Source organism: Corynebacterium sp. HMSC064E08, assembly GCF_001811805.1.
Classification (GTDB): domain Bacteria; phylum Actinomycetota; class Actinomycetes; order Mycobacteriales; family Mycobacteriaceae; genus Corynebacterium; species Corynebacterium jeikeium_D.
This window is the reverse complement of sequence record NZ_KV806698.1, coordinates 273,900-296,276: the sequence shown is the minus strand read 5'-3', so window position 1 is coordinate 296,276 and position 22,377 is coordinate 273,900. Positions and strand designations below refer to the sequence as shown.

At 57.8% G+C, this 22,377-nt stretch carries 20 protein-coding genes and 2 tRNA genes; 7 read left to right on the top strand and 15 right to left on the bottom strand.

The window, feature by feature from the left end:
* Nucleotide 1: 1 nt before the first annotated feature.
* From HMPREF2820_RS04550 to HMPREF2820_RS04540, 3 genes are all read right to left on the bottom strand, one after another.
* Nucleotides 2-607 carry a zinc metalloprotease gene (locus HMPREF2820_RS04550; RefSeq protein WP_141698021.1) on the bottom strand — a complete coding sequence of 202 codons (606 nt, stop codon included), beginning with the start codon at nt 605-607 and terminating at the stop codon, nt 2-4.
* Nucleotides 608-679: 72 nt separating this feature from the next.
* Nucleotides 680-751, bottom strand: a tRNA-Val gene (locus tag HMPREF2820_RS04545).
* Between the two features lie 187 nt (nt 752-938).
* Nucleotides 939-1,349 carry a DUF3052 domain-containing protein gene (locus HMPREF2820_RS04540; protein ID WP_005511050.1) on the bottom strand — a complete coding sequence of 137 codons (411 nt, stop codon included), beginning with the start codon at nt 1,347-1,349 and terminating at the stop codon, nt 939-941.
* A gap of 276 nt (nt 1,350-1,625) precedes the next feature.
* Between HMPREF2820_RS04540 and aceE the strand changes: the two genes are divergently transcribed.
* Together aceE and HMPREF2820_RS10680 are read left to right on the top strand one after the other, a co-directional pair.
* The gene (gene aceE, locus HMPREF2820_RS04535) at nt 1,626-4,382 is read left to right on the top strand and encodes a pyruvate dehydrogenase (acetyl-transferring), homodimeric type (RefSeq protein ID WP_070603004.1); all 2,757 of its coding nucleotides are present in this window, start codon (nt 1,626-1,628) and stop codon (nt 4,380-4,382) included.
* Nucleotides 4,382-4,747, top strand: coding sequence for an acyl carrier protein (locus tag HMPREF2820_RS10680; RefSeq protein ID WP_083308422.1), 366 nt, complete (start codon nt 4,382-4,384; stop codon nt 4,745-4,747). The genes aceE and HMPREF2820_RS10680 overlap by 1 nt, the downstream gene beginning before the upstream one ends.
* Here the strand turns inward: HMPREF2820_RS10680 and HMPREF2820_RS04525 are convergent.
* From HMPREF2820_RS04525 to HMPREF2820_RS04510, 4 genes are all read right to left on the bottom strand, one after another.
* Nucleotides 4,723-5,346, bottom strand: coding sequence for a DUF3145 family protein (locus HMPREF2820_RS04525; protein ID WP_070603002.1), 624 nt, complete (start codon nt 5,344-5,346; stop codon nt 4,723-4,725). The genes HMPREF2820_RS10680 and HMPREF2820_RS04525 overlap by 25 nt on opposite strands.
* A 268-nt stretch (nt 5,347-5,614) precedes the next feature.
* Nucleotides 5,615-6,469 (bottom strand): serine hydrolase domain-containing protein, encoded by an 855-nt coding sequence (locus HMPREF2820_RS04520; RefSeq protein WP_070603000.1) that lies wholly within the window; start codon nt 6,467-6,469, stop codon nt 5,615-5,617.
* Nucleotides 6,470-6,479: 10 nt separating this feature from the next.
* Nucleotides 6,480-7,862, bottom strand: coding sequence for a dicarboxylate/amino acid:cation symporter (locus HMPREF2820_RS04515; protein ID WP_070602998.1), 1,383 nt, complete (start codon nt 7,860-7,862; stop codon nt 6,480-6,482).
* 330 nt (nt 7,863-8,192) lie between these two features.
* A complete protein-coding gene (locus HMPREF2820_RS04510) occupies nt 8,193-9,842 on the bottom strand; it encodes a DHA2 family efflux MFS transporter permease subunit (protein WP_246822216.1) in 1,650 nt (549 codons plus the stop codon).
* A gap of 279 nt (nt 9,843-10,121) precedes the next feature.
* Between HMPREF2820_RS04510 and HMPREF2820_RS04505 the strand changes: the two genes are divergently transcribed.
* A tRNA-Ile gene (locus tag HMPREF2820_RS04505) sits at nt 10,122-10,195 on the top strand.
* A gap of 212 nt (nt 10,196-10,407) precedes the next feature.
* Here HMPREF2820_RS04505 and HMPREF2820_RS10895 read toward each other — a convergent pair.
* The 3 genes from HMPREF2820_RS10895 to HMPREF2820_RS04490 form a co-directional block, all read right to left on the bottom strand.
* On the bottom strand, nt 10,408-10,563 hold the full coding sequence (locus HMPREF2820_RS10895) for a hypothetical protein (protein ID WP_210398700.1): 156 nt from the start codon (nt 10,561-10,563) through the stop codon (nt 10,408-10,410).
* A 424-nt stretch (nt 10,564-10,987) separates the two neighbouring features.
* The gene (locus HMPREF2820_RS04495; protein ID WP_070602993.1) at nt 10,988-12,172 is read right to left on the bottom strand and encodes a hypothetical protein; all 1,185 of its coding nucleotides are present in this window, start codon (nt 12,170-12,172) and stop codon (nt 10,988-10,990) included.
* On the bottom strand, nt 12,169-12,729 hold the full coding sequence (locus tag HMPREF2820_RS04490) for a DUF4365 domain-containing protein (RefSeq protein ID WP_070602991.1): 561 nt from the start codon (nt 12,727-12,729) through the stop codon (nt 12,169-12,171). Before HMPREF2820_RS04490 ends, HMPREF2820_RS04495 begins: the two co-directional genes overlap by 4 nt.
* 197 nt (nt 12,730-12,926) lie before the next feature.
* Here HMPREF2820_RS04490 and HMPREF2820_RS04485 point away from each other — a divergent pair, with 197 nt between their 5' ends.
* Entirely contained in the window at nt 12,927-14,069 is a 1,143-nt protein-coding gene (locus tag HMPREF2820_RS04485; RefSeq protein ID WP_070602989.1) for a HindVP family restriction endonuclease, read from the top strand.
* Here the strand turns inward: HMPREF2820_RS04485 and dcm are convergent.
* Nucleotides 14,066-15,208 (bottom strand): DNA (cytosine-5-)-methyltransferase, encoded by a 1,143-nt coding sequence (gene dcm / locus HMPREF2820_RS04480; RefSeq protein ID WP_083308421.1) that lies wholly within the window; start codon nt 15,206-15,208, stop codon nt 14,066-14,068. The genes HMPREF2820_RS04485 and dcm overlap by 4 nt on opposite strands.
* 281 nt (nt 15,209-15,489) lie before the next feature.
* A complete protein-coding gene (locus tag HMPREF2820_RS04475) occupies nt 15,490-15,702 on the bottom strand; it encodes a hypothetical protein (protein ID WP_070602987.1) in 213 nt (70 codons plus the stop codon).
* Between the two features lie 1,394 nt (nt 15,703-17,096).
* On the opposite strand from HMPREF2820_RS04475, the gene HMPREF2820_RS04470 reads away from it, so the two are divergent.
* Entirely contained in the window at nt 17,097-17,465 is a 369-nt protein-coding gene (locus tag HMPREF2820_RS04470; protein ID WP_070602985.1) for a proline racemase, read from the top strand.
* 93 nt (nt 17,466-17,558) lie between these two features.
* Nucleotides 17,559-18,836 (top strand): Shedu immune nuclease family protein, encoded by a 1,278-nt coding sequence (locus HMPREF2820_RS04465; RefSeq protein ID WP_070602983.1) that lies wholly within the window; start codon nt 17,559-17,561, stop codon nt 18,834-18,836.
* 134 nt (nt 18,837-18,970) lie between these two features.
* Here HMPREF2820_RS04465 and HMPREF2820_RS04460 read toward each other — a convergent pair whose 3' ends face one another.
* Nucleotides 18,971-19,537 carry a thymidine kinase gene (locus HMPREF2820_RS04460; RefSeq protein WP_070602981.1) on the bottom strand — a complete coding sequence of 189 codons (567 nt, stop codon included), beginning with the start codon at nt 19,535-19,537 and terminating at the stop codon, nt 18,971-18,973.
* Nucleotides 19,538-19,632: 95 nt separating this feature from the next.
* Between HMPREF2820_RS04460 and HMPREF2820_RS04455 the strand changes: the two genes are divergently transcribed.
* Entirely contained in the window at nt 19,633-20,637 is a 1,005-nt protein-coding gene (locus tag HMPREF2820_RS04455) for a PfkB family carbohydrate kinase (protein WP_070602978.1), read from the top strand.
* A 78-nt stretch (nt 20,638-20,715) separates the two neighbouring features.
* Here the strand turns inward: HMPREF2820_RS04455 and HMPREF2820_RS04450 are convergent, their stop codons facing one another.
* Together HMPREF2820_RS04450 and HMPREF2820_RS04445 are read right to left on the bottom strand one after the other, a co-directional pair.
* On the bottom strand, nt 20,716-21,348 hold the full coding sequence (locus HMPREF2820_RS04450) for a MusI family membrane protein (protein WP_070602977.1): 633 nt from the start codon (nt 21,346-21,348) through the stop codon (nt 20,716-20,718).
* A gap of 115 nt (nt 21,349-21,463) precedes the next feature.
* Complete coding sequence (locus tag HMPREF2820_RS04445; RefSeq protein ID WP_042389412.1) at nt 21,464-22,360, bottom strand: carbohydrate ABC transporter permease; 897 nt, start codon at nt 22,358-22,360, stop codon at nt 21,464-21,466.
* Nucleotides 22,361-22,377: the final 17 nt, after the last annotated feature.

Below are 22,377 nucleotides of genomic sequence, written 5' to 3'. Positions count from 1 at the left end.
TTTAATCGAACTGTCCCTGCAGAACGGCTACGACATCGAGCGGAGTGACATGTGCTGCCGGATGACGGTGCGAAGATGCAGCCATCAAGGTGTAATCACAGGTGTGCCGGATACCGAGTAGGTGCCCAAACTCGTGTGCAAGCGTGCTGCGAATTGCATCAGGATAGAGTGTGGAAGTAACGAAAACCGTCATTTCTTTACTAATTTCCGATGCAGAAGCCAAAACGTGCGAGTTCGGCTTAGGCACGTAGCGAACGCTCACGGTATCCGAATCAGCTTTGTCTTTGGTCACTTCCCGGAGCACGACCTTGCCACCGAGCTTTTCATTCCACTCTTGGGCAGCAGCGTCCAGCTGCGCGCGGTACGGAAAGTCTGGAGCAACAACGTAGTCCAGGGTGCCGTCGGCAAGGTAGGAAGGCATCTTGTCGGAGAGATGGAGAATCGATGGATCCTCCACCGGCTCGCCTGCATTTGCGGCTTTGACCATTGCCTTACAGGTGGCAGCGTCGATTACTGGTTTACCGTCTCCTCCAATTGCGTAGGCCTGTGGGCCCGCAAGTAGAGATCCGGCAACAATGATGGTTACTAGCGATTTGGTAAAACGCACAGACCGGGAGTTTAGCACAAACAAAAATCCGCCCGGTTTCTCCATTACGAGAATCCGGACGGATTATGACTGTGCGGCGAGAGGGTTTCGAACCCCCGACCGCTGGTGTGTAAAACCAGAGCTCTACCGCTGAGCTATCGCCGCGCTGCTGCGAAACTTTAACACACGGCAAACATAGATTGCCAATTTCGCACTACACACAGCGTTTATCCAGTTTATTTAAGCAGACTTTCTCAACGACGACAGCCCGCCTCACGGCAGCCCTACCCAGCAACAGCTCAGCTAGTGGCCAAATTTAGCTGATTAGCTAAAGCCAATCAGCTAGAACCGGCTAGCTAGAGCGCTGCACCAGGCAATTGCCCTGCCAATCCCCCAGACGAAGCGCCGAGGTATTGGAGAAACCAGCAAGCTGTGCGGACTCATCAATCACGCCAGGATCAATGGCGCCCGGCTGACCAGCGCCTGGCGTGAGCAGCCAAACGCGGCCTTCATCCTCCAAAGGGCGGGAAGCATCCACAAGACCATCGACCAAGTCGCCGTCTTCTTCACGCCACCACAGCAATACGACGTCGACAACCTCATCCGTGTCTTCGTCGAGCAGGTCTGCATCCAGGAAATTCTCGACCGACTCACTGATTGCTGAGTCACAGTCTGTATCCCAGCCAACCTCCTGGACTAGCTGACCTTCCTTGATGCCGAGCCTGCTCGCATATTCATGAGCAGCGCCTGTGGCGTTGACCACTTCCCTTTTCCTCCTCTAGAAAAAATATTCAGCTCGATTTTTCGAGCTATGTGGGGAAATTTTACCGCTCAAATACATTTTTCACAGCTGCAAAATAAGAATTTCCCCAAAAAGGTGCAGTTTTCGCAGTGTTCTTCGCAATGTTCGTCGTAAAGCGGAGCGGATTGTTCGGTGAAAGCGTGTGCAAGAAACGGCTAGGGGCACAACAAACGATTCAGACGTAGAGTGGAGAAAAATAACCTTTGCCTTTCCTTCAGGGACTGAAAGGAGCTCACAATGTCCGATACATCGTCAGGCACGCCACAAGCCCACTCTGATGAGTCAAACTTTGCCCTTATTCGCGATGGGGTCGCCTCCTATCTCACGGATGCAGATCCTGAAGAGACCAAGGAGTGGCTTGAGTCTCTCGACGGCCTGTTAGAAGAGGCAGGTCCGGAGCGTGCACGCTTCCTCATGCTGCGGCTGCTGGAACGTGCCACGGCAAAGCGCGTAGCTCTACCGCCACTGACTTCGACAGACCTCGTCAACACCATCCCGACTGAGATGGAGCCGGAATTCCCTGGCGATGAGGACATTGAGCGCCGCTACCGCAAGTGGATCCGCTGGAATGCGGCAATTATGGTCCATCGCGCACAGCGTCCGGGTATCGGCGTGGGCGGACATATCTCCACCTATGCGGGCGCCGCACCGCTTTACGAGGTCGGCTTTAACCACTTCTTCCGCGGCAAAGACCACCCAGGCGGCGGTGACCACGTCTTCTTCCAGGGCCACGCTTCGCCGGGTATGTACGCCCGCGCATTCCTAGAGGGGCGTCTGACCGAAGAGGACCTCGACGGTTTCCGTCAGGAAGTCTCCCTCGGCGAGGGCAATGGCCTTCCCTCCTACCCGCACCCGCATGGCATGCCGGAGTTCTGGGAGTTCCCGACGGTGTCCATGGGCCTTGGTCCACTCAACGCCATCTACCAGGCACGCTTCAACCGCTACCTGCATGACCGCGGCATCAAGGACACCTCCCAGCAGCACGTTTGGGCCTTCCTCGGTGACGGCGAAATGGACGAGCCGGAATCCCGTGGCGCCATCCAGCATGCGGCGTTGAACAACCTGGATAACCTGACATTCGTCATTAACTGCAACCTGCAACGCCTGGACGGTCCGGTGCGCGGCAACACCAGCATCATCCAGGAGCTGGAGTCGTTCTTCCGCGGCGCTGGTTGGAATGTCATCAAGGTCGTTTGGGGCCGCGAGTGGGACGAGCTCTTCGCCAAGGACAAGGACGGCGCACTAGTCGACCTGATGAATAAGTTCTGCGATGGCGATTACCAGACGCTGAAGGCTAACAACGGCGCTTGGGTGCGCGAGCACTTCTTCGGCCGTGACCCGCGCACTGCCAAGCTGGTCGAGGACATGACCGACGAGGAGATTTGGAACCTCCGTCGCGGTGGCCACGACTACCGCAAGATTTACGCTGCCTACAAGAAAGCCTTGGAGACCAAGGATCAGCCGACCGTCATTCTGGCGCACACGGTTAAGGGCTATGGCCTCGGCCATAACTTCGAGGGCCGCAACGCGACCCACCAGATGAAGAAGCTGACGCTCGATGATCTGAAGCTTTTCCGCGATAACCAGCGCATTCCGATCTCCGACGAGGAGCTGGAGAAGGATCCATACCTGCCGCCGTACTACAACCCGGGCCCAGAGTCCGAGGAAGTGCAGTACATGCTGGAGCGCCGCAAGGAACTCGGCGGTTTCGTGCCAGAGCGTCGCACTAGCTACGAACCTCTGACAGTGCCAAAGCCAGAAAGCCTGAAGAACCTGCTCAAGGGATCAGGTAAGCAGAAGGTCGCCACCACTATGGCGACGGTGCGTGTTTTCAGGGACCTGATGCGCGATAAGGATCTCAAGGACCGCTTCGTGCCTATCATCCCTGATGAGGCCCGCACCTTCGGCATGGACTCCTGGTTCCCGACGCTGAAGATCTACAACCCGCACGGCCAGAACTACACCCCGGTCGACCATGAGCTGATGCTGTCCTACAAGGAAGCAAAGGACGGTCAGATTCTGCACGAGGGCATTTCCGAGGCGGGCTCTGTGGGGTCGTTTACCGCTGTCGGCTCGGCGTACGCCACCCATGGCGTGGCCATGATTCCGCTCTACATCTTCTACTCGATGTTCGGTTTCCAGCGCACGGCTGACTCCATCTGGGCTGCCGGTGACCAAATGTCCCGCGGCTTCCTACTCGGCGCTACCGCCGGTCGCACGACGCTGACAGGTGAAGGCCTGCAGCACATGGACGGTCACTCCCAGCTGCTGGCAGCTACGAACCCGTCCGTGGTCTCCTACGACCCAGCATTCGGCTACGAGATTGCTTACATCGTCTGCGACGGTATCGACCGCATGTATGGTCCGGAGCGCGGCGAAGATGTCATTTACTACCTGACTATCTACAATGAGCCGACTTCGCAGCCGGCTGTCCCGGAAGACCTCGATGTCGAAGGGCTGCTTGGCGGTATCTACCGCTTCCGCAAGGCTGAGGGCGACAAGCATGTCAACCTGCTGGCTTCCGGCATTGGCATGCAGGAGGCGCTGCGTGCCGCAGACATCCTGGAAGACTACGGTGTGGCTTCCTCGATTTACTCGGTGACCTCGTGGAATGAGCTGGCTCGCGATGGACACGAGCGTGACACTGAGCGTCTGCACAACCCGGCTGAAGAGGTCGAGGACGCCTTCGTTACCCGCCAGCTGTCCGACACCGATGGGCCGTTCATCGCGGTGACTGATTTCCAGCGTGCGGTCCCGGAGCAGATTCGCAAGTGGGTTCCGGGTGACTACACCGTCCTCGGCACCGACGGCTACGGCTTCTCGGATACCCGTCCGGCCGCTCGCCGCTACTTCAACTCCGACGGCGAGTCAGTCGCTGTTGCGGCCCTGGCCGCACTGGCACGCGCTGGCAAGCTCGACAAGAGTGTCGCCCAGGAAGCAGCCGAAGAGCTGCAGATTACCGATCCAACCGCAACCGCTCAGGACGCTGAATAATGACCTCTAGCCTTGGAGATCAGCTCAGCGCCCTATTGGGCACACAGGTCACCGGAGCCGGTGACGCTGACGATGCCTCTCTCAATGCAGCGAACGCGGGCTCGAAGAAGGGTTCCGCCGACGCTGACCTGCCCGCAGGTCTTCACGGAGAGGTCGCGGCAATCGTCAAAAAGATGGCTAACGACGAGGTGGAGTCCCTAGAGCTCCCCACTCCGCTGACCGACTACGGCTTTGACCGCTTGAGCGTCGTAGAGTTGGCCGTCCGCTGTGAGGAAGGGCTGGGAGTCCGCATTGAGGACGAGGACATTCCCTCGTTTAAGACCCTTGGCGATGTAGTTGACTACATCGCCGCCCGGCGCGGGTAGAGCTGCAGCACGTTAGCTGCCTCTACCCCGCCGAGGTCTGCGTTGCCAGCGGTCGAGTTGCCGCTGGCACTGTCGGGTCCGGCAGGGGTGGACGTCGTAAAGCACTCTTCGGGGGCGTAGCCTGCCGTCATCATGCGCATCGGCTCTAACACGCGATCCCACGGCCCGCCGATGGCCGCGTCGAGGGCGCCTGCGATGTCGCCGCCGCGTGCCATGATGGAACGCAGCGCATCCTCGTTGACCACGATGTTTCCGGCGGCATCGGTCTGTCCGGCGAAAGTCCCCAGCTGCGGGGTATGACAGTAGCGCATGCCATCGATGGCGGAGCCGTCATCATCCACGGCTGGGTCTTGCGCCAGCTCGAAATAGAGGCGGGGCCACCTAGCCAGGTTGTCCACCAGTGTGGCGATGGTGTCAGCACTTGCAGTGAAAGGCACCTCGGCGCACAAAGTGGCATCCTGGTCGGTCGCACGCCAAATATCCCGGCGTGGCTTCGTGCCATCGGGCATGCTGAGTCGGGCCAGCGCCCACGTGATGTGTGGTTGCAGCGGCCCTGGCATGCTGTGAATCCACAGAACGCCTGAAAGTTGGGTGCGCATAGACGAAGGTCCTCGGAAAAGTTGCGGTCAATTGGTGTAAGACGAGATTCGTCTTCCCCTACGAACTCATCCAACGACACTTGCCACACTGCAGAAAAAAGCACTGCGGTAAAACAACACTTCTGAGGTTTGCGTTGCACGTGTTTATGATTGTTATTTCCGAGACGGCTGCTGGCAACCCTCAAGTTGTCCTTAATCCCCCAGATGTGATTTATCGCTGAGACGAAAAATCGGCGCCGCAAGCGACGCCGACTTAGCTCATATCCCCTTAATCTTTAGCGTGTTCTTCCAGTTCACGCCATAGTTCATCGTTGAAATCAGTCCACAGCGGCTTTGCCCACTCCCCGAAAGCTCGGTCGGTCAAGGCGATCGCCGCCCGCCCGGTTGGACGATGCAGCCACAGGAACGTACCCGCCTGCCCGAAGTGGCCAGCGACGTCCTTGGGCATCGAAACACCAAACCACAGCCCCTGCTTGGAATCGGGGTGCCCGAAGATCTCAAAGCCCAGGCCCCAATCGGCCGGACGTTGCATACCATAGCCCGGCACCACACCATTCAGGCCCGGGAACTGCACCGTCAACGCTTCGGTCACGGTATCGGGATGCAGCAGAGTCGGGGCGAGAACCTCATCGACGAAGGCCATGAGATTAGCGACACTGCTGCGCGCGCCATGCCCTGCCGAGCCATCCAGCACGGAATCTGACATCCCCAGCGGCTCAAACACGGCCTGGCGCAGGTATTCACTAAACGGCATCTCTGCCTCCGCAGCGATGGCATCGGCGATGATGTCAAAGCCCGCGGAGGAGTAAATGCGCCGCTCCCCTGGTTCTTTTTCCAGCTCACGGCTGGCAAACCCCACTCCGCCGGCGTGCGCCAGAAGGTGACGCACAGTCGCGCCGTGACCGGGTGGCGTGAGCTCTTGGTCGAGCTCCACCGCGCCCTCTTCGACGGCCACAAGCATTCCCACAGCGGCCAGTAGCTTGGTCACGCTAGCGAGCTCAAAAACGCGACCGCTATCACCGTGGGTGTGCCAACTGCCATCGTCGGCACGCACGGCAGCCGCGACCGTGTCGGCTGGCCACTGGTCGATTTGCGCAAGAACAGAGGGCTTCCAAGAAGTCATGTCCTCAAGACTACGCAAGCGTGGCGGACTCGGACTTTTCGGCGGAATCGGACTTCTCAGCAGGCGCGTCTGCAGACTCGTCGTCCGGCTCGTCGGCTGGCGACAGGTCGGCGTTGGCGCTGGCGTCCCACTCGTCCTTATCCCAGATTCCCGCACGCTTTGCGACGACCAACGGGACCACGGCCTGACCGGTAACGTTCACCGCAGTGCGGCCCATATCCACGATCGGCTCGACAGCCAGCAGGAGGCCGACACCGGCGAGTGGCAGGCCAAGGGTCGACAGAGTCAGGGTCAGCATGACAGTAGCGCCGGTGGTGCCAGCAGTTGCAGCCGAACCGATGACGGAGACGAAGATGATGAGCAAGTAGTCCGTGAAGTCCAACGGCACACCGTAGAACTGCGAGACGAAGATAGCCGCGATAGCCGGGTAAATGGCGGCGCAACCATCCATCTTCGTGGTGGCGCCCAGCGGTACGGCGAAGGAGGCGTACTCATCCGGCACTGCCAGACGACGGGAGACAACGCGCTCAGTGACTGGCATGACGCCCATAGACGAACGGGTGAAGAAGCCGAGCGAGGTCACTGGCCAGACGCGACGGAAGAAGTCGATTGGGCTAATGCCATGAATCTTCAGCACGACTGGGTACACGACTGCAATGACCAGGAACAGGCCAACGTAAATAGCAATGGCGAACTTGCCCAGGCTGCCGAGCGCTTCCCAGCCATACTCAGCGACGGCGTGGCCGATGAGGGCTGCGGTACCAATCGGTGCCAGACGTATGACCCACCACAGGACCTTCTGCACGATGGTCAAAAGAGAGCCGGAAAACTCGATGAATGGCTCAGCCTTCGGGCCAACCTTCACCGCGGCGACGCCGAAGACAATCGCGATCACCAGCAGCTGCAGGACGTTGAAGTTCAGCGAGCCGGATACAGCACCGTCAGATTCGCTGATCTTCACGCCAAGGCCGAGGAAGTTCTGCGGGACGATGCTCTGCAGGAATCCCCACCAGGAGCCCACGGAACTCGGCTCTTGCGCTGCCGAAGCATCCACGCCAGAGTTAACGCCCGGCTTGATGACCAAGCCCAGCACGATGGCGATGACCACCGATACAAAGGACGTAATGGCAAACCAAATCAGTGTCGAAACAGCCAGCTTGGCTGCACCTGCGACCTGACGCAGGTTGGCAATCGACACTACGACCGCGGTGACCACCAGCGGCGGGATGAGCAGCTTCAACAGCGTGACGTAGGTACTGCCGACCTCGTCGAGCGCTGTGCGCAGCGAGGAGTCATCGCCAGTACTGCGGGCCATGAAGCCCAAAATGAGACCAATAATCAGGCCATAGACAACTTGGGCACCGAAGCCGGTCGCCCATTTAAATTTATTCACTTTTCCTCCTGGAGTTTTATTTCTCTGAAAACACTTGTGCCGCGCCTTATGCCGTCTGACAAATGCGCGCGACGGGATCCGAGGCCGCTGAGCTCAGCCTCGAAGAGACAGGCGCAGCGAGGCGGAAGCCCCGAAGTGTTTAGCGACAGGAGGAAGTGGAGATTCGGCCGTAATCGAGCCAACGCCGCTTTGTGAGCATTTTCATGTTGGTCATTTCTATCTAGCAAGTCCGGTTAAGAGACAAACGATAAGACTGCCACGATTGATGTTGTGACACCAATTTCCAACACAAGCTCACGACCGAATATTCCGAATCTTTAATTCGATTTCTCAGCTTGCTTGCGCATTCTCAGCCTGCCTGCGCAACTGCAGTACCTTCAGCGAGCAGAGGAAGCCAATAGTCAACGCGCCGACAGCGGAATACAGCGCAAACTGCGTGGCATGTGCAAACGCATTTGTCAGCGGCACCAACACACCGTCGGGAGCACCCTGCGCACGCAGACCAATCAGCATCGAGCCGGCGGAATCCTTCAGCCCCTGCCCCATCTGCTCCAGGCCCGGCGACAGCTTCGCGATCTCACGATCCAGCCCAATCGTCAGCGCCATACCACCGAGCGCAGCACCGAGCGCCGAACCAATCTGCCGAATCGTCGACTGCGTTGCCGATGCCTGCCCCGACAGCCGCACCGGAATATCACCAAGCACCAACGAGGTCAGCTGCGCCGATGCCAGACCAAGACCCAGACCGTAGACAATCAATGCAAACACAACCAGCCACAGCGGCAGGTCAACGCGCTCTTCGGCCGCCAACTGCAGCGAACCAAAGACCTCGAGACCAAGGCCCATAATCACCACACCGGCCGGGGTAATCCGAGCTGCCAGATGACGCGCCATGGCACCTGCGAAGAACGCACCGAGAGCCATTGCTGCCAGGACCAGGCCGGTTGCGATCGTCGATAAGCCAATCGCCGACACCAGGTAGAGCGGCAGCACGAAGACCAGCGCGAACTCACCCACCGCGACAAGCATCGCCGTGGTATTCCCCCAGCTGAACGTGGCGTAGGAGAACATCGACACGTCCAACAGCGCAGGATCCGCGTTCTTCCGACGACTGTTTTCCCACAGCACGAAAGCGACAAGCACCACCGCACCAACCAAGAGCGTGACGACGGGTGCGGAGGGAAAAGCAAACCCTATCTTGGCGCCTTGAATGATGCCGAAGACCACGGCACCAAAGCCAATTCCAGACAACACCAGGCCAAGAACATCGAAGCGACCCGCGCCATTGGTATCGCCTGCGGTGTTCGGCACCCAGCGCAGCGCAAGGACAAAAAGCACGACGGCGATAGGCACGTTGACCCAGAAGATAGCTTCCCAACCAGCAAACTGCGTAAGCACGCCACCCAGGAGTGGGCCGACTGCTGCAGCACCAGACATGACCGCACCCCAGATGCCGAATGCGGTGGCACGATCTTTATCACGGAATAGTGCGTTCACGCTGGACAGTGTTGATGGCAGAATGCACGCGCCGCCAATGCCTTGGATGACGCGGGCAATGACCAGTGGCGCCAAGGCTGTGGAAAGTGCGGCCACGACGGAGCCGACCGTGAAGATGACCAGACCGACGAGAAAAAGCGTTCGACGGCCGAAGCGGTCGCCAGCGCGGCCAGAGGTCAGGAGTAGTGCGGCGAAAACGACGGAGTAGATTGTGGTGATCCACTGCGCGCCCACGATGTCGAGACTCAGCTCCGAAATGATGGTCGGCAGTGAGACACCAACGATGGTGCCATCGAGGACAATCATGCCGAGACCAACCGCGAGCACGAGCAAACCCCACCAGCGCTGTGGTGACGCCGCAAACTCGGTGATTTGCTCATCGCTGGCAATTGCGGTGGCGGTGGTGCCCTTCACTTTCGCTGTGGCACCGGTTTGTGCGTCGGCTGAGACGTCGGCGCTGCTCAAGGAAGGTTTTGTACTCATAGGATTAATTTTAAGAATGCTCTAAGCCCGATTCATCAACCGAAAGTCGTAACTTCGCGGGGCTTTGGTTCGTTGAGCACGGGAGACGCTTTGCTTCATCGCGCCCGGGAGATGAGGTCATTGAGAACTAGGGACGGCTTCATTGAATCCGCGCAATGGCAGCAGAACCTGCTGGCTATAGGGCTTTTATCACCACGCAGTGGCAGATTGCTATGATGCTATGAGGTCTCGGGCGCTAATGAATAGCGCTTAATTGCCGCTTCGCAGTGCCCGAGCCTTGCCCCTATAGCTCAGTCGGTTAGAGCAGAGGACTCATAATCCTTTTGTCCCAGGTTCGAGCCCTGGTGGGGGCACTAAATGTCCTGGGGGGTTCACGAAACTATTCCAATCTTTTACCGAACCTCGTGCCGGCCGCGGGAAAACGGCCGTAATCGCAAAAAAGACCCGCCCCGCTCGTTCGGAGGGGACATTCTCTGTGGTTAGGCACCATTTTAGGCCGAATTTCCGCACTCGCCTACGAGTTCTGGTCTTCGTTATGGAGGACCAGCCGGTGGACTTGGTCGGACTACACCGCAAGCGGTGGCACGTTGAGGAAAGCGTCGCCCCCAGTCTCGTCACGGCCGCGGGTCTTGCGACCTCCCGGCGGGGTCGGCGGAGGCGTGGACTTCCTCGGGAAGCGCCAGCAGTACTCTGCCGGTAGCAGCCCAATGTTGGCTGCCACAGCGAACATGTGGTCGCGACAGCGTGCCGCGAAGACCGACCACAAGCCACTCGGAGTGGGCCGGATACGACTTTCCACCGCTGGAGCACGAGCAGAGGTAGATGGGGGTGCTGATTTGCGTTCGTTTTCATGAATAAAAATGGTGGTGAAACGCAAAAAAGTAGAGGCCTGAGAAAAAACTTTCCAATACGCTCGGGCTATTTGGTCGACACAATAGCCATGGTAGAGTCCAGAATGGTTGACATGCCAACAGGCCGTAAAATTTCTACGTCTCTTGTATAATCCCGGAATTGTTTAGTCAAAAGTTTGGTTGCTGCGGGTTTGCAGGACCTGTGCGACACAGATTAAGAAATAGAAACAGTGACCGTTAGAACTGGTCGAGGAATTATAGGAGTCACCGATAACCCCGGCACCGTGTCCGCCCTTAAAACAAGCCCGTTTGAGGCTCCTGCGGAGGTGTCTTATCCCCACCGACCGGAGCGTTCGTCACAATAACTTTCTCGACCTCTTCGAAGCCACCCGGAAGGACGGTTCCCATGATATTGAGCAACACACTGTCCTTGTGGGCACGTTGAGCCTTGTCGTAGTCTTCCGGGCCGAGATGCGCGACGAAATTACGCACCTTGCCATCCACCGTTGCACGTAGGCGGATACGTTGCGAGTCGGGGTCGTCGTGGACCCGGCGCAATTCAATGACCTCGCCAGAAATACTCACCGAACGGCGCTGCGGAGCCTTAGCGAGAACTTCCTTCGCCTGTGCGGCAACGCGCTTATGGTCCGGGGTGAACACGACCTCGGAAGTTCTTGGCTTGGACACCTCGCCCGTCGGTTCCAAGGAAAGGAACTCGACAGCCACCTCGGACTCCTCTTTGCCAACGATCTGTTGGACGGCTTCGAGCAACTCCCAAGAGACCCCTTGACTCACCCCGAAGTCGATGACCTCGTCAGCCGGCCTTATGAGGTATTCATCAAGCACTTCTCGGGTTCCCTGGAGCGCGGCCAAAAGAGTCTCGGTGATAACACGCCCCTGTACCTCGGCACCCTTTTTTTCTTTTGTGTCATTGTTGAGTTTGACTGCCTTTTTGTACGGGACGTAAGCCGACGCAATAAAGCTCGCAGCCTCGGTCTGCCCCAGGTAGCAGTTGTTGAGGTAGTTCTCCGCGGCTGTGTGCGCCGCGTGGTTGTGCCTAGCACGCATTTCGACCTGGGTCTTCGCACCAGTTTTGAGCATGTTCTTCATGCCCTTGAACAGGTCTACACCTTGTTCGAATTCAACAATGCCGGCGAACTCTTCGTCAGTTTGAGCGTGGACACTGAATTTGTCGAGGCACTTCTCCAACCTCAGCGTTGCGTCGTGGAGGTGCTCCTGAACGTCTACCGCGGCGAAGCGAGTGAGTTCGTTGATTGCGTGCGCCATCAGAGTGTCGAAGTCCGGTGCCGTCGCGTCCTGAGGCACGAGGACGCCAATGTCTTCCAGGTCAAAATTCTGGGCAAGCAGGCTGCTTTCACGACCGGGTGTCCAGGGCTTCATCTTGGGATTCACGCCGTCGTGGGCAACCCACCCCAAGTCGTAAAGCGCCATAGTGAGAGCGTCGAGGCTGGGCTTCACTGCTTCAACACCCCCTTGCGGGCCTGGGCGAATAACTGGATAAGTTGATTATCGTCCAGCACCTGACTGGTCGGGACGCGAACTTCTACTTCTCCAGTCGATACATTCCGTGGGCTGGCACCCGTGAGATTCAGCCAATAGTTTTTCACTCCGAATACGCTGTCATTGCCAGAGAAGTCCACCCACCTGTCCTGGTCGTCTACAACGTGTTGTGCGACAAGGAGAAATGGGGCGTTCTTACCTTCGTGGCGCATATCGTCGTATCGCTTCTCAGACATCTTGACCACGACGTTTCCCGACGGGGTGATTGGCCCCTCGGTGCATTTCAACTGAAAGTTGATGGTCAGGGAGTCAATAACGCTGTTGATCTGGTGATGGACCGCAATGTCGTTGCCCTGGTCAACGCTCTCGACGCTGTACGTGCAGCCCGCTGCGGCGACCATCGCCTGAAAAACGCCCCTATGCAACTGTTCTTTGTGGTCGGCAATGCGGCGCTGAGACCCACGCACGAGATGCGCAGGGTCGAGCCCAGGGACAGACGACACGATTGCAGCCACTCAAATGAGCTTAGGGTGAGCGACTGGTTTCAGCGGCATTTCGGCATGAAGTCTTTCTCCCGAAATGGCTTTTCTTGTCCCACCTCCCCCATTTCAGGTGCAATGCTGGCCTGTCCCCGGTTGCCTACGCCCAACCCTCGAAGTTGCGACGCCATACTCATGGGTGTTGTGCCACTTTTTGTGACAAGGAGAAACGCATGGCTCTGCTCTACGGCATGGAGCGTACCAACCACGACTCGGACGACCCGAAGTTCTTGGGGAAGAACATCTTCACCAACGCATTTCCGCTGTCGCTGGCGAACTACATCGACCGTGAGAGGAAACTTCCCATTCCGGTCGTGTCCGCAGCGGTCACAGATGATGGCGCAATAACCACCCAGCACACCGACACCGCCTGGAAAGACATCATCGGCTCCGACCCGAAAACCGCGGAGTGGAATTTCGAAACGACGTATAGCGAGTACGCGAAGTACACCAACGTCACGCCCAACGGTTCGGATGTCGTTGTGAGGGACGTAGGGGGTGAAGACACTAGCGCGTTCGAAATCAAACTGGTTGTTGTTCCGACATCCGGCTCGGCTCGCAAACCGCGCGAGAAGCAATGGTGCGAGCTGGTTATCCGGCCGGCTTCTATCGAGCAGCTGGCGTTTTCCATTGCCCGGTCGTACGGCATTGAGCAGCGCGACACCTTGCGACAGATCATTGTCGATGCGCTGGGTACCCCGCAGGATCTCGACTGGTCTTCTGCTGGGGTGATGATGGAAAACAAAAACGCGGTGATCGAGGCCGCGGAGAACATAATCCGAAACGGCATCGAAGAGCAGACCCCGTTGGTGGTCATTGCCGAGTGGCGCACCGAAGGCCAAACGCCTCGCCTAGACGAGAACGCTTTCGACGTATTCGTCGTCACTGATATGGCCTTATTGTCTGTGTTCACCCAGACTGCGAAGAACAAAGCGAAGAAGATCAGCCGACCGTACCGCTCGGTGATCTGGCTAGTGAAGTCGCTCTACGACTACTCAGTCCAGCACTCGCTGCAATTCGTTGACATCACCACAAAACTCAACTTCGGACTCCAGTCCGACAAGTCCGCGTCGTTTACCAGGCGCGCCACCGAGATGCTCGACAGCGACAACTTCCAGCGGCCGCGGGTCAAGCGCACAGAGGTGGAGAATATCTTGCCTCCCGAGGCGTTTAAGGTGCTCGCCCCGGAGCGCCGCCTCGACGGTGCGTTAATGACGCACTACATCATCAACAGGCAGCTTGAGCAGGCCGAAGCTGAGGTTGAAAAGGCCGTCAAGCAGGGCGACAACCCCGCAGACGTTGACCTGACTGACTAGAGGTCTTCCTTCCAAGCGGTCGCTATCTGGTCACCAATGAACTTGGCGAGGCGCACCGGCACGGCGTTGCCGACCATTTGCTCCGTATTGGTGCGAGAGCCGACGAAGGTGAACCCTGGCGGGAACGTCTGAATTTCCGCACGTTCAGCGGTTGTCAGGGGTCTCGCCTGGGCCACTGGGGCGGAGTCTCCTGGATGTCCTGGGTAACCGGCAGGAATAGGCCTGTTGACTCCTCGTACCGTCGGTGACGGCTCGTCAATGGAGAACACGCCGCGGCGCGCGTAGGAGCGCGGGTGGCGGTAGTAGTGGTCAGTGCCCAGACGGTCACCGAAGTAGTCTCGAAGCGTCATGGGGGTGTCAGACTGGTTCTCGACCAGGAGCTCCATAATGCGCTTGGTCTTCGCCTCATCCTTGAAGCCAACGGCAATGAGGCGCTTGCGCGTCTGTGGCACACCGCAACGGTCAGCGTTAAGCACAATGGTATCCACGAAGTACCCCGAGGCGCGCAGGGTGTCTAGTGCCCGCTGGTACGCGCCCGCGCCCTTGGCTCGTGCCACGTTCTCCATGACGAAGAACGGCGGCTCAAAGTACGAGACGACGTAGGCGTACTTTTCGGTGAGGTCAGCACGCTGGCCTTCTACCCGCTTGCCGGCTGAGGAGAAGTCTTGGCACGGCGGGCCTCCGATAATCGCAGGCGTGTTCTCCGCGGCTTCGAAGGTAGGCTTCAGCACGCGAATGGTCTCCTGCACGTCACTCAAATCAAGCAGCGTCCCGTCGTGGCCGAGGTTGGCGGTATAGGTGTCCACGGCGCATTGCCAGTTGTCGAAGCCGTGGATCACGTCGAACCCCGCGAACTGGAAGCCTAGAGACAGCCCACCGCAGCCAGAAAACAGGTCAACGACCTGGGGCAGCTCTGGGTCCGGTTCGACCCCCGCGACGTTGTTTCGTTTAGGAGCGAAGTACGCGTCGACAATTTCTTGTGCCCAGACCGCGCCGCCATTAATGTTCTCGCTCGTTGCCACGGGGAGCTGGTTGCGTGAACGCATGGTGCGAATGGTCGCTGGAGTCACACCCAAGAGCGCGGCAAGGCGCTTCACGTCGTAGAGGCCGGTGGCCTCGTCGGGACCATAGTTTGTCATGACGAAAGACTAACACGATGCCACAACTTGCAACGCATTGGCGTCATTTTACGACCCCCTGCGCAGGAGGAGGAAAAGACGCGACCCCGCAGAAGCGCTCAGGGGGGGGGGAGTTTAGCGCTGTAACTGCGGGGCCACTAGGGGATGTCCCAACCCTCGGGGGGGATGTTGGGCGGGACATGCTCATTATGACCCAGTGGCATCAGACTCGCAGCACGAAACGGGAAAGTGCCCACTTTAATGGACACCGGCACCTAAACACCTAGATAAGGGCAGGGGTGTCAACGACCGGAGTGTTTGGGCCGATTCTCCGACGACGGCCTGCACATCCGAGTGCGCTTCCGCATCTCCGTTATAGTCTCGCGGACGGTAGTCGGCTCACCCGGCTGGGCTTTGACCACACCGGTCTTCTCATCCGGAACCTTCACAGTCTCGATGTCTTTCCCCAGGATGGCGGTCACCGTCGTTGGCCCCTGCTGCTCGGTCTTGGTCACGGTCCCAGGCGAACCCTTGACGGTCTCCTTCTTGTTTTGATCATAGCGGTCGAAACCCGCTCGAAACGGTCTTCTACGCGAGCATGGTCGTCTCCGCGACTTGATTGGGATCTCAGTAACAGTGGCCGCCGGAGGCGTGATCGTTGTGGTCACGTCGGACGAGAGGGTTACGGTTGTCGCCGGTAGCGTAACTGTGGTCATTGACGGTTCTGGCGTTTCGGTTACTGCAGAGGGGACAGGGTGGGGATATTGCAGTTCTTAAAGGCTGTGACCGGCAGAAAAAGCGCTGAGCCGAACATGTCCGGAAGAGCAATTTTCCCATCCTCGAATCAGAATGCCGGATACACACGCCCGACAATTCACCCTATGAACCCGGTGCCATCTTGGTGATTTGGAAAGAGAATATCGTCAAATTCCACGGAAGCTTCGCTATAGGTGGTTAAGTTTTCATCGTCCTGGATGGTTGAGAAAACCTCATCTCGAATCACCTCTTTACCGCCTGACTCCTTCACAAAGTAGTTTCCCTGTTGCACACCCTCGTAATCACCCCTGAACGCTGCACTAGCAACCTGTCCTTGACATGGCCTGCATCCCTCAGGCGTTCCTACTTCAGTGATGGTCAGGTTTTCTGGTATGAAACTTCTGGCCCTGGACCTTCCAGATTCCGCGTCTAGATCATCCTTGGTTTCATAGGTTCTGCCCTGGTACGTGAAGACTCCATTTCCCCCAGTCGACGTTTCTCACTATCGAATTCTGGTTGAACACAGGATCCGCAAGGCAGCCATAATCGTAAAAGCCATATTGTCGGAAACTACAAAATCCTAACTGTCGCTCTCATACTCAACCATAAATGCAGACCGAGCAATCAGTTCATCTACCTCGGACCGCTTCTCGAAGTAAATGTGGTACGCGAGTCCGCCTGCCCGAGCACCCGGCAACCCCAACGACAGCGCCCCGCCATGACTACGGCTGCTAGCAACGACACGGACTTCTTGGCAATCTCTCCACGTCGCTAACCTGTTCCAATAAAGCCTTCTCGGCGAAAAAGAACCCATCAGGTTTCACACTGCTCAAACTTGTTCAAACGACCCCGAACCTGGACTTTTGACCAGACGGTTTCGTTCAGCGTAAGTCGATTCCCCAAGAAAACCGACGATGAGAAGTATTGAACTCAAAGTTTGGAACATGCGGCCGCGTTTATACAAACAGAGGTCATTTCCCTCCTGCCACGACCTGCCCCCGTCGCTCACACCGCCACACGCAGCGACTTTCTCGCCCTGAGACATTTCCAACCCTGGCAGAATATATGATTGACGCATTTCGCCCCCACGTCGAAACCGTCGCTAACCTCGGTGCTGTCCCCTCTCCAACACAACTCAACCAAGGAGCACTCAATGTCTTTTCCCGCCCCGGACACCATTGTCCAAAACTGGCTGAACGAACGCGCTGAAGCAGGCGTTGTCCGAGCCAAGGTCGTCACCGATGTCACCTACAGCGAGGGCGTGTTGACGGTGACCATCGAGCCGGAGAAGTTTATTGACCTAGACACCTGGAACTTACTCAACGAGGGCCACTCCGACTCGCTTGGCGACTTCTACGCCACCGAGCTCGGCTGGACGAACAAGCAGTCCGCCTATCTGCGCGAAATGGTCACCGCATTGCGCGTCGTGGACGCAACCCGCTCGGTGATCGAAACGGTGGACACCGCTGCCTACCAGAGGAAGAAAAACCCGCAGTTTCCTGCTGATGACTCGGTTGAATAGTCGCGCCGTCTTGTACTAGGCACCGCCGCCCGGGAAGCAACCCGACCTGTTACTCTCTGTCCGTATACCGCGGCGGGAAGGAAAGACCGCGACGTGAACCACCATGTTGACGAAGAGGGTTTCGCCAGACTCGTTTCTACCGAGCCAACCGACGTGGACTTTTTCCTTGGCCGGCTGGAACACAGAACATATTTGTCGCGCAGCTTCGAAAACTTCTCCAACCGCGACAAGGGCAAACCCTCGCGATACGTCTGGAAGGTTTTTGAGAAGACGAACACCCCAGAGCTGGGTCTTACCGGTCAGGAGAGGGCGGAAGTGACAGAAATTCCGGCACACATGGAATATAGGCGTCGCCAGCTCAAAGTCCACGTCGTTCGGGAACCTGGCGTAGTTCGGGAGATCCGAATTCAAGCGCAAAGGAAAGACCCGAACGACCCGAAACTCGATGACCTCATCATCTTGAACCGGGAAGGCTCGAACAAACTTATCGACCTCATCCGCAGCCTCGATTCGATTCCCGTTACCGGCGAGAAAACCTCCAGAGTTGACGATGACGTTCTCACACGCATCATCGACGACCAGAGCGAACTTCAGCGGCTGTACGAACAAGACCCCGAGGCAATCCAGACACTCGTGGAAACCGAAACCTCGGCCGCTGAGATTAAGGAACTGAAGAATCGTCGCGACATCGTTGACACTATGCAGTCGTGGCTCGATGACGACGAGGCGTTTGCCGAAGCGAAAGCCGCGGCAGGTGGCGCTGAGAAGGCGTGGCAAAACCTTCTCGAAGCTAACCCATGGGTCCTCGGAGTTGGCCTCGGAGGCAGGCTCTACACTACCTGGGACGAGGGAAAACTTGAGCAAACAGTTCGCGGAGCAAACCTGCACACCTCCGGTAAGCGCGCTGATGCCTTCTTAGTGTCCAACGGTCTACTGCGTTCAGTGGCGCTAGCGGAGATTAAACACCCGAACACGCCTCTGCTGACGCGGGACCAATACCGCAGTGATGTTTACGCAATCAGCCGCGAGTTCTCCGGCGCGATAGCCCAGGCCCAAGAAACGGTTCGAGCCGCCAAGGAGGGCCTCGCCGGATGGATTGCCGAGAGGGACGACGAGGGAGGCAACACTGGCGACGGTGCATACTTGGTCGAGCCACGCTCGTTTCTGGTGATTGGCTCCATGAGCGACTTATGCAGCGCTAATGGAAACCGAATTGACGCGAAGTTCCGCAGCTTTGAAAGTTTCCGCTCCAACCTCAGGTCACCGGAGGTGCTCACCTTTGACGAACTTGTCGAGCGTGCACGTTGGAATGTGGAGCTTGCCAAGAGGCAAGATGAGACGGAGACGGATTTTTCAGACACCGAATTCTAAGACAGAGCGCCTGTTCACGGCATTTAATTGACTATTGCCGTGCGACAAGAGGCGGAACTCGGTGTAACCAGGGCGTAACCGCAGACCTGGTATAACTGGTCAGGAGGTTTCGTGAAAGCCCCGCCCCAGTCACCTCACGCCCACTTACCCGACATCCGGTTGTAGCAGCTGGCACATAGGGAGATGTACTTCGGCGCTTCGAGCGCCTCAATTTCCACGGTCTCGCCGTCGAGAATAATGCTGCCGTCCGGATTCAACCGCGCAGTAAAAATCGCTTTCTGCCCACAGGTGCAAATTGTCTTGATTTCCTCAATGGTGTGGGCAACTTCGAGCAATCGCCGGGAGCCCGGGAAGGCGTGGGTTCGAAAATCGGTACGCAGGCCGTAGCAGAGCACCGGGGTACCGCGCAGGGTGATGCCCAGCAACTGATCGACCTGGCCAGGGGTAAGAAACTGTGCTTCATCGATGATTAGGCAATCGTGGCCGTCGGCAAGCGAGGAGAGGTCATCGCCGTCGTGAATGAGGTGCGCGCGTTCCGCGATTCCGATGCGGGAGTGCACGTCGCCGTCAGCCAATGTATCGACGGCCGGCTTGGCAATCAACGGTCGCATGTCGCGCTCGCGGTAGTTGTGCGCGACGCGGAGGACCTCGATGGATTTTCCGCTGTTCATGGTTCCGTAGCGGAAGTACAGTTTTGCCATAGCCATCGATTGTAGGGCATCGATTCACGCGTTCTGGTGGGCGGGACACCGGGGAAGCCAACGCGGATTTGAATTCGCGACTATCCTATATTTTTATGCAGCCGATTCCTGACCTGAATGAGAATCCAACCGTTGTTGTATGTGGCTCTATCCACCTAGATACCCTGGTACAGGTCGATAGTGTCCCCGCAGAAGGTGGCACGCTCATCGTTGATGACGGCACCAATTCGCTGGGCGGTAAGGGCGCCAACCAGGCCGTTGCTATCGCTTATAACGGTGTCCGTGCAATCATGGCCGGAACTGTTGGCGAGGACCGCGCAGCGGATTTCGTGGTCGAGGAACTCAACGCACACGGCGTAGATGTCCACTCCATTCAGACTTCCTGGGATTTGCCGACCGGCAGCGCTTTCGTCGCAACGAACCGCAAGGGTCGCCCGGTGATTTTTGTCCAGCGTGGTGCCGACGCACTGACGGACCCCACCGATTTCGTCGACGAGTTCGCATCAGCGGATGTCGTGCTCGCGCAGGGCGAGCTCCTCCCGGAAGCAACTGAGGCCATCGCGTCCGTCGCATCCATGTACAGCGCGCGACTGGTGCTGAACCTCAATCCGGTCGTAACCGTTACACCTGCCCTGATTGACCATGCAGATCCGCTGATCGTCAACATGAAGGGCGCCTGGGAAACAATCCGTCGCCTGGACATCGCCGAGGGCATCCGCGCTACCGACTACCGCGCACAGCTCGAGGCGCTTCTGCAGTACTGCCCCAGCGTCGTCATGCTCCGCGGCGACCACGGCTGTCTCTTCGCACAGCACTCCGACGGTCTCGACGACGAGCCGACAATCTACGAGCACCCCGCGCTCAAGCTGCCAGAGGAGAAGATTGTCGACGGCACTGGCTCCGGTGATGCGTTCGTCGGCACGCTCACCGCGGAACTGGCTAAGGGCACCTCGCTTTACGACGCCGTACCCCTGGCCACCGCAGCAGGCGCAGCAGCTGTACAGGCGGTCGGCGCATGCTCCGCTTTTGCACGTCGCGAAAAACTGCTGGAGATGGTCGAGGCGGAGGATTTTCCCTCTGTGAAAGAGTACGCGGGCTAAGAATTGTCAACAGCCTGGTGTGCGAGCTGGCACCGATTAAGTCAGTGCCAGCCGGGCCAGTGGGGCCAGCGGGAGAACCTACCCAGCATTGTCTGGCAGAACGGGCTCAAGCGCCAGCATCACCAAGTACCAACTCAACGCGTACCCGATGAGGAAGACATAGGTAGCAATCGCGTAGATTTTCGCCGGGAAAAAGAATATGGCCGCGGGCACGATGAGAAGCGCCAAAACTGCGAGCGCAGTCCGCGGCAGGTTTTTGACGGTCATGCTGGTGGCCGTTGCCAGGGTTCGGCGTAGCGACGACTGACCGTCGGAAAGCGAGCACAGCGAGTAGACCCACGCGGTAATTCCCAGCAGGATTAGCGCCCCGGAGGTAACTCCTGCGGCGAAGATCAGGCCGACAGTGCCGAGGTCCGCGCGGGAGATAACGTAAAACTCATAGCCAATGCCACTGGCGAGAACCACGGTGAATAGCCACCACACGGTTGGTGTGCGCCAATTGTCCAACAGTGCGCGCAAGAAGCGCCGGACGGGCCTCGAGCCTTCGTCCCGGACCATATCGCGAGCGACCACTACTCCAGCGCGAGTTGCGGCGCCTGCAGTGACTATCGGGATGGATGCGACGATCATCAGCAGGTTGATGATTACAAGGTCTGCTAACAGCGACCAGGCTGCGTAGAACTTTGTATCGGTGCTGAAAAATCTATCCACGGGTTCATATCCTAATAAAGGCTGATTAACAGACGAAAGCCTCAACCTACGCGGTTGAGGCTTTCGCTTTCGTAAAACACGGTGCTTGGTGCCCTATGCGCTAACGCTTAGGCAGCTATCCCTTAACGGCACCCGCAGCAACACCCTCGATAATGTGCTTCTGGGTGGCGACGTAGAAGATCACAATCGGAATGATTGCGAGCACCAGCATTGCCATCATCGCGCCAAGGTCACGGTTACCGTTGGAACCAACGAAGCTCTGCACGACAACCGGGATGGTCTTGTACTTAGTGGACAAGCCGATGACCAGGTACGGCAGCAGGTAGTCGTTCCAAACCCACATCGCGTTCAGAATGGCGACTGTCACTGCAGTCGGCTTGAGCATGGGCAAAACGATGCGGAAGTAGTTCTGCATCGGAGATGCGCCATCAATCATCGCGGCTTCCTCGATGTCAATCGGGATGGACTTGATGAAGCCGGCAAACATGAATACCGACAGGCCGGAGCCAAAGCCCAAGTAGAGAACCACAATGCCGATTGGGTTGTTCAAATGCAGCATGTCGGCGATCTTGACGGTCGGGAACATCACCATCTGGAACGGGATGACCATCGAGAACACAAACAGGTAATACAGCAGCGAGGTCCACCACGTCTTCACTCGCGTGATGTAGTAAGCCGTCATCGCAGAGAAGAACACAATCGCAATAACCGAGAGGATCGTGATGACAAAGGACCACACGATCGCCCAGCCGAAGCCCTCCTTCATCAGGCCGACGGCGTAGTTTTCGAACCCGACCCACATGTCACCTAGTGGCAGCTGGAAGGGATTATCTGAAATTGCGAACTTGGACTTGAACGAGTTGAAGATAATGAACGCGATTGGCCCCAAGAACACGACGGTCAAAAACACCAGAATCGCGTAGATGATGACCTTAGATACGCCTCCCACCTTGGCCTCGTCCTGCTTAGCGGGCTTGGCCTTGGGGAGCTTGGTGGCCGTTTCAGTGGTCATTGCAGCGTCGACAGACA

Bases quoted from the DNA above. Each gene is read 5' to 3' on its own strand.
- aceE (WP_070603004.1), top strand. From the start codon at position 1,626: ATGTCCGATACATCGTCAGGCACGCCACAAGCCCACTCTGATGAGTCA.
- HMPREF2820_RS10680 (WP_083308422.1), top strand. From the start codon at position 4,382: ATGACCTCTAGCCTTGGAGATCAGCTCAGCGCCCTATTGGGCACACAG.
- HMPREF2820_RS04525 (WP_070603002.1), bottom strand. From the start codon at position 5,346: ATGCGCACCCAACTTTCAGGCGTTCTGTGGATTCACAGCATGCCAGGG.
- HMPREF2820_RS04520 (WP_070603000.1), bottom strand. From the start codon at position 6,469: ATGACTTCTTGGAAGCCCTCTGTTCTTGCGCAAATCGACCAGTGGCCA.
- HMPREF2820_RS04510 (WP_246822216.1), bottom strand. From the start codon at position 9,842: ATGAGTACAAAACCTTCCTTGAGCAGCGCCGACGTCTCAGCCGACGCA.
- HMPREF2820_RS04485 (WP_070602989.1), top strand. From the start codon at position 12,927: ATGGCTCTGCTCTACGGCATGGAGCGTACCAACCACGACTCGGACGAC.
- dcm (WP_083308421.1), bottom strand. From the start codon at position 15,208: ATGACAAACTATGGTCCCGACGAGGCCACCGGCCTCTACGACGTGAAG.
- HMPREF2820_RS04470 (WP_070602985.1), top strand. From the start codon at position 17,097: ATGTCTTTTCCCGCCCCGGACACCATTGTCCAAAACTGGCTGAACGAA.
- HMPREF2820_RS04460 (WP_070602981.1), bottom strand. From the start codon at position 19,537: ATGGCAAAACTGTACTTCCGCTACGGAACCATGAACAGCGGAAAATCC.
- HMPREF2820_RS04455 (WP_070602978.1), top strand. From the start codon at position 19,633: ATGCAGCCGATTCCTGACCTGAATGAGAATCCAACCGTTGTTGTATGT.
- HMPREF2820_RS04445 (WP_042389412.1), bottom strand. From the start codon at position 22,360: ATGACCACTGAAACGGCCACCAAGCTCCCCAAGGCCAAGCCCGCTAAG.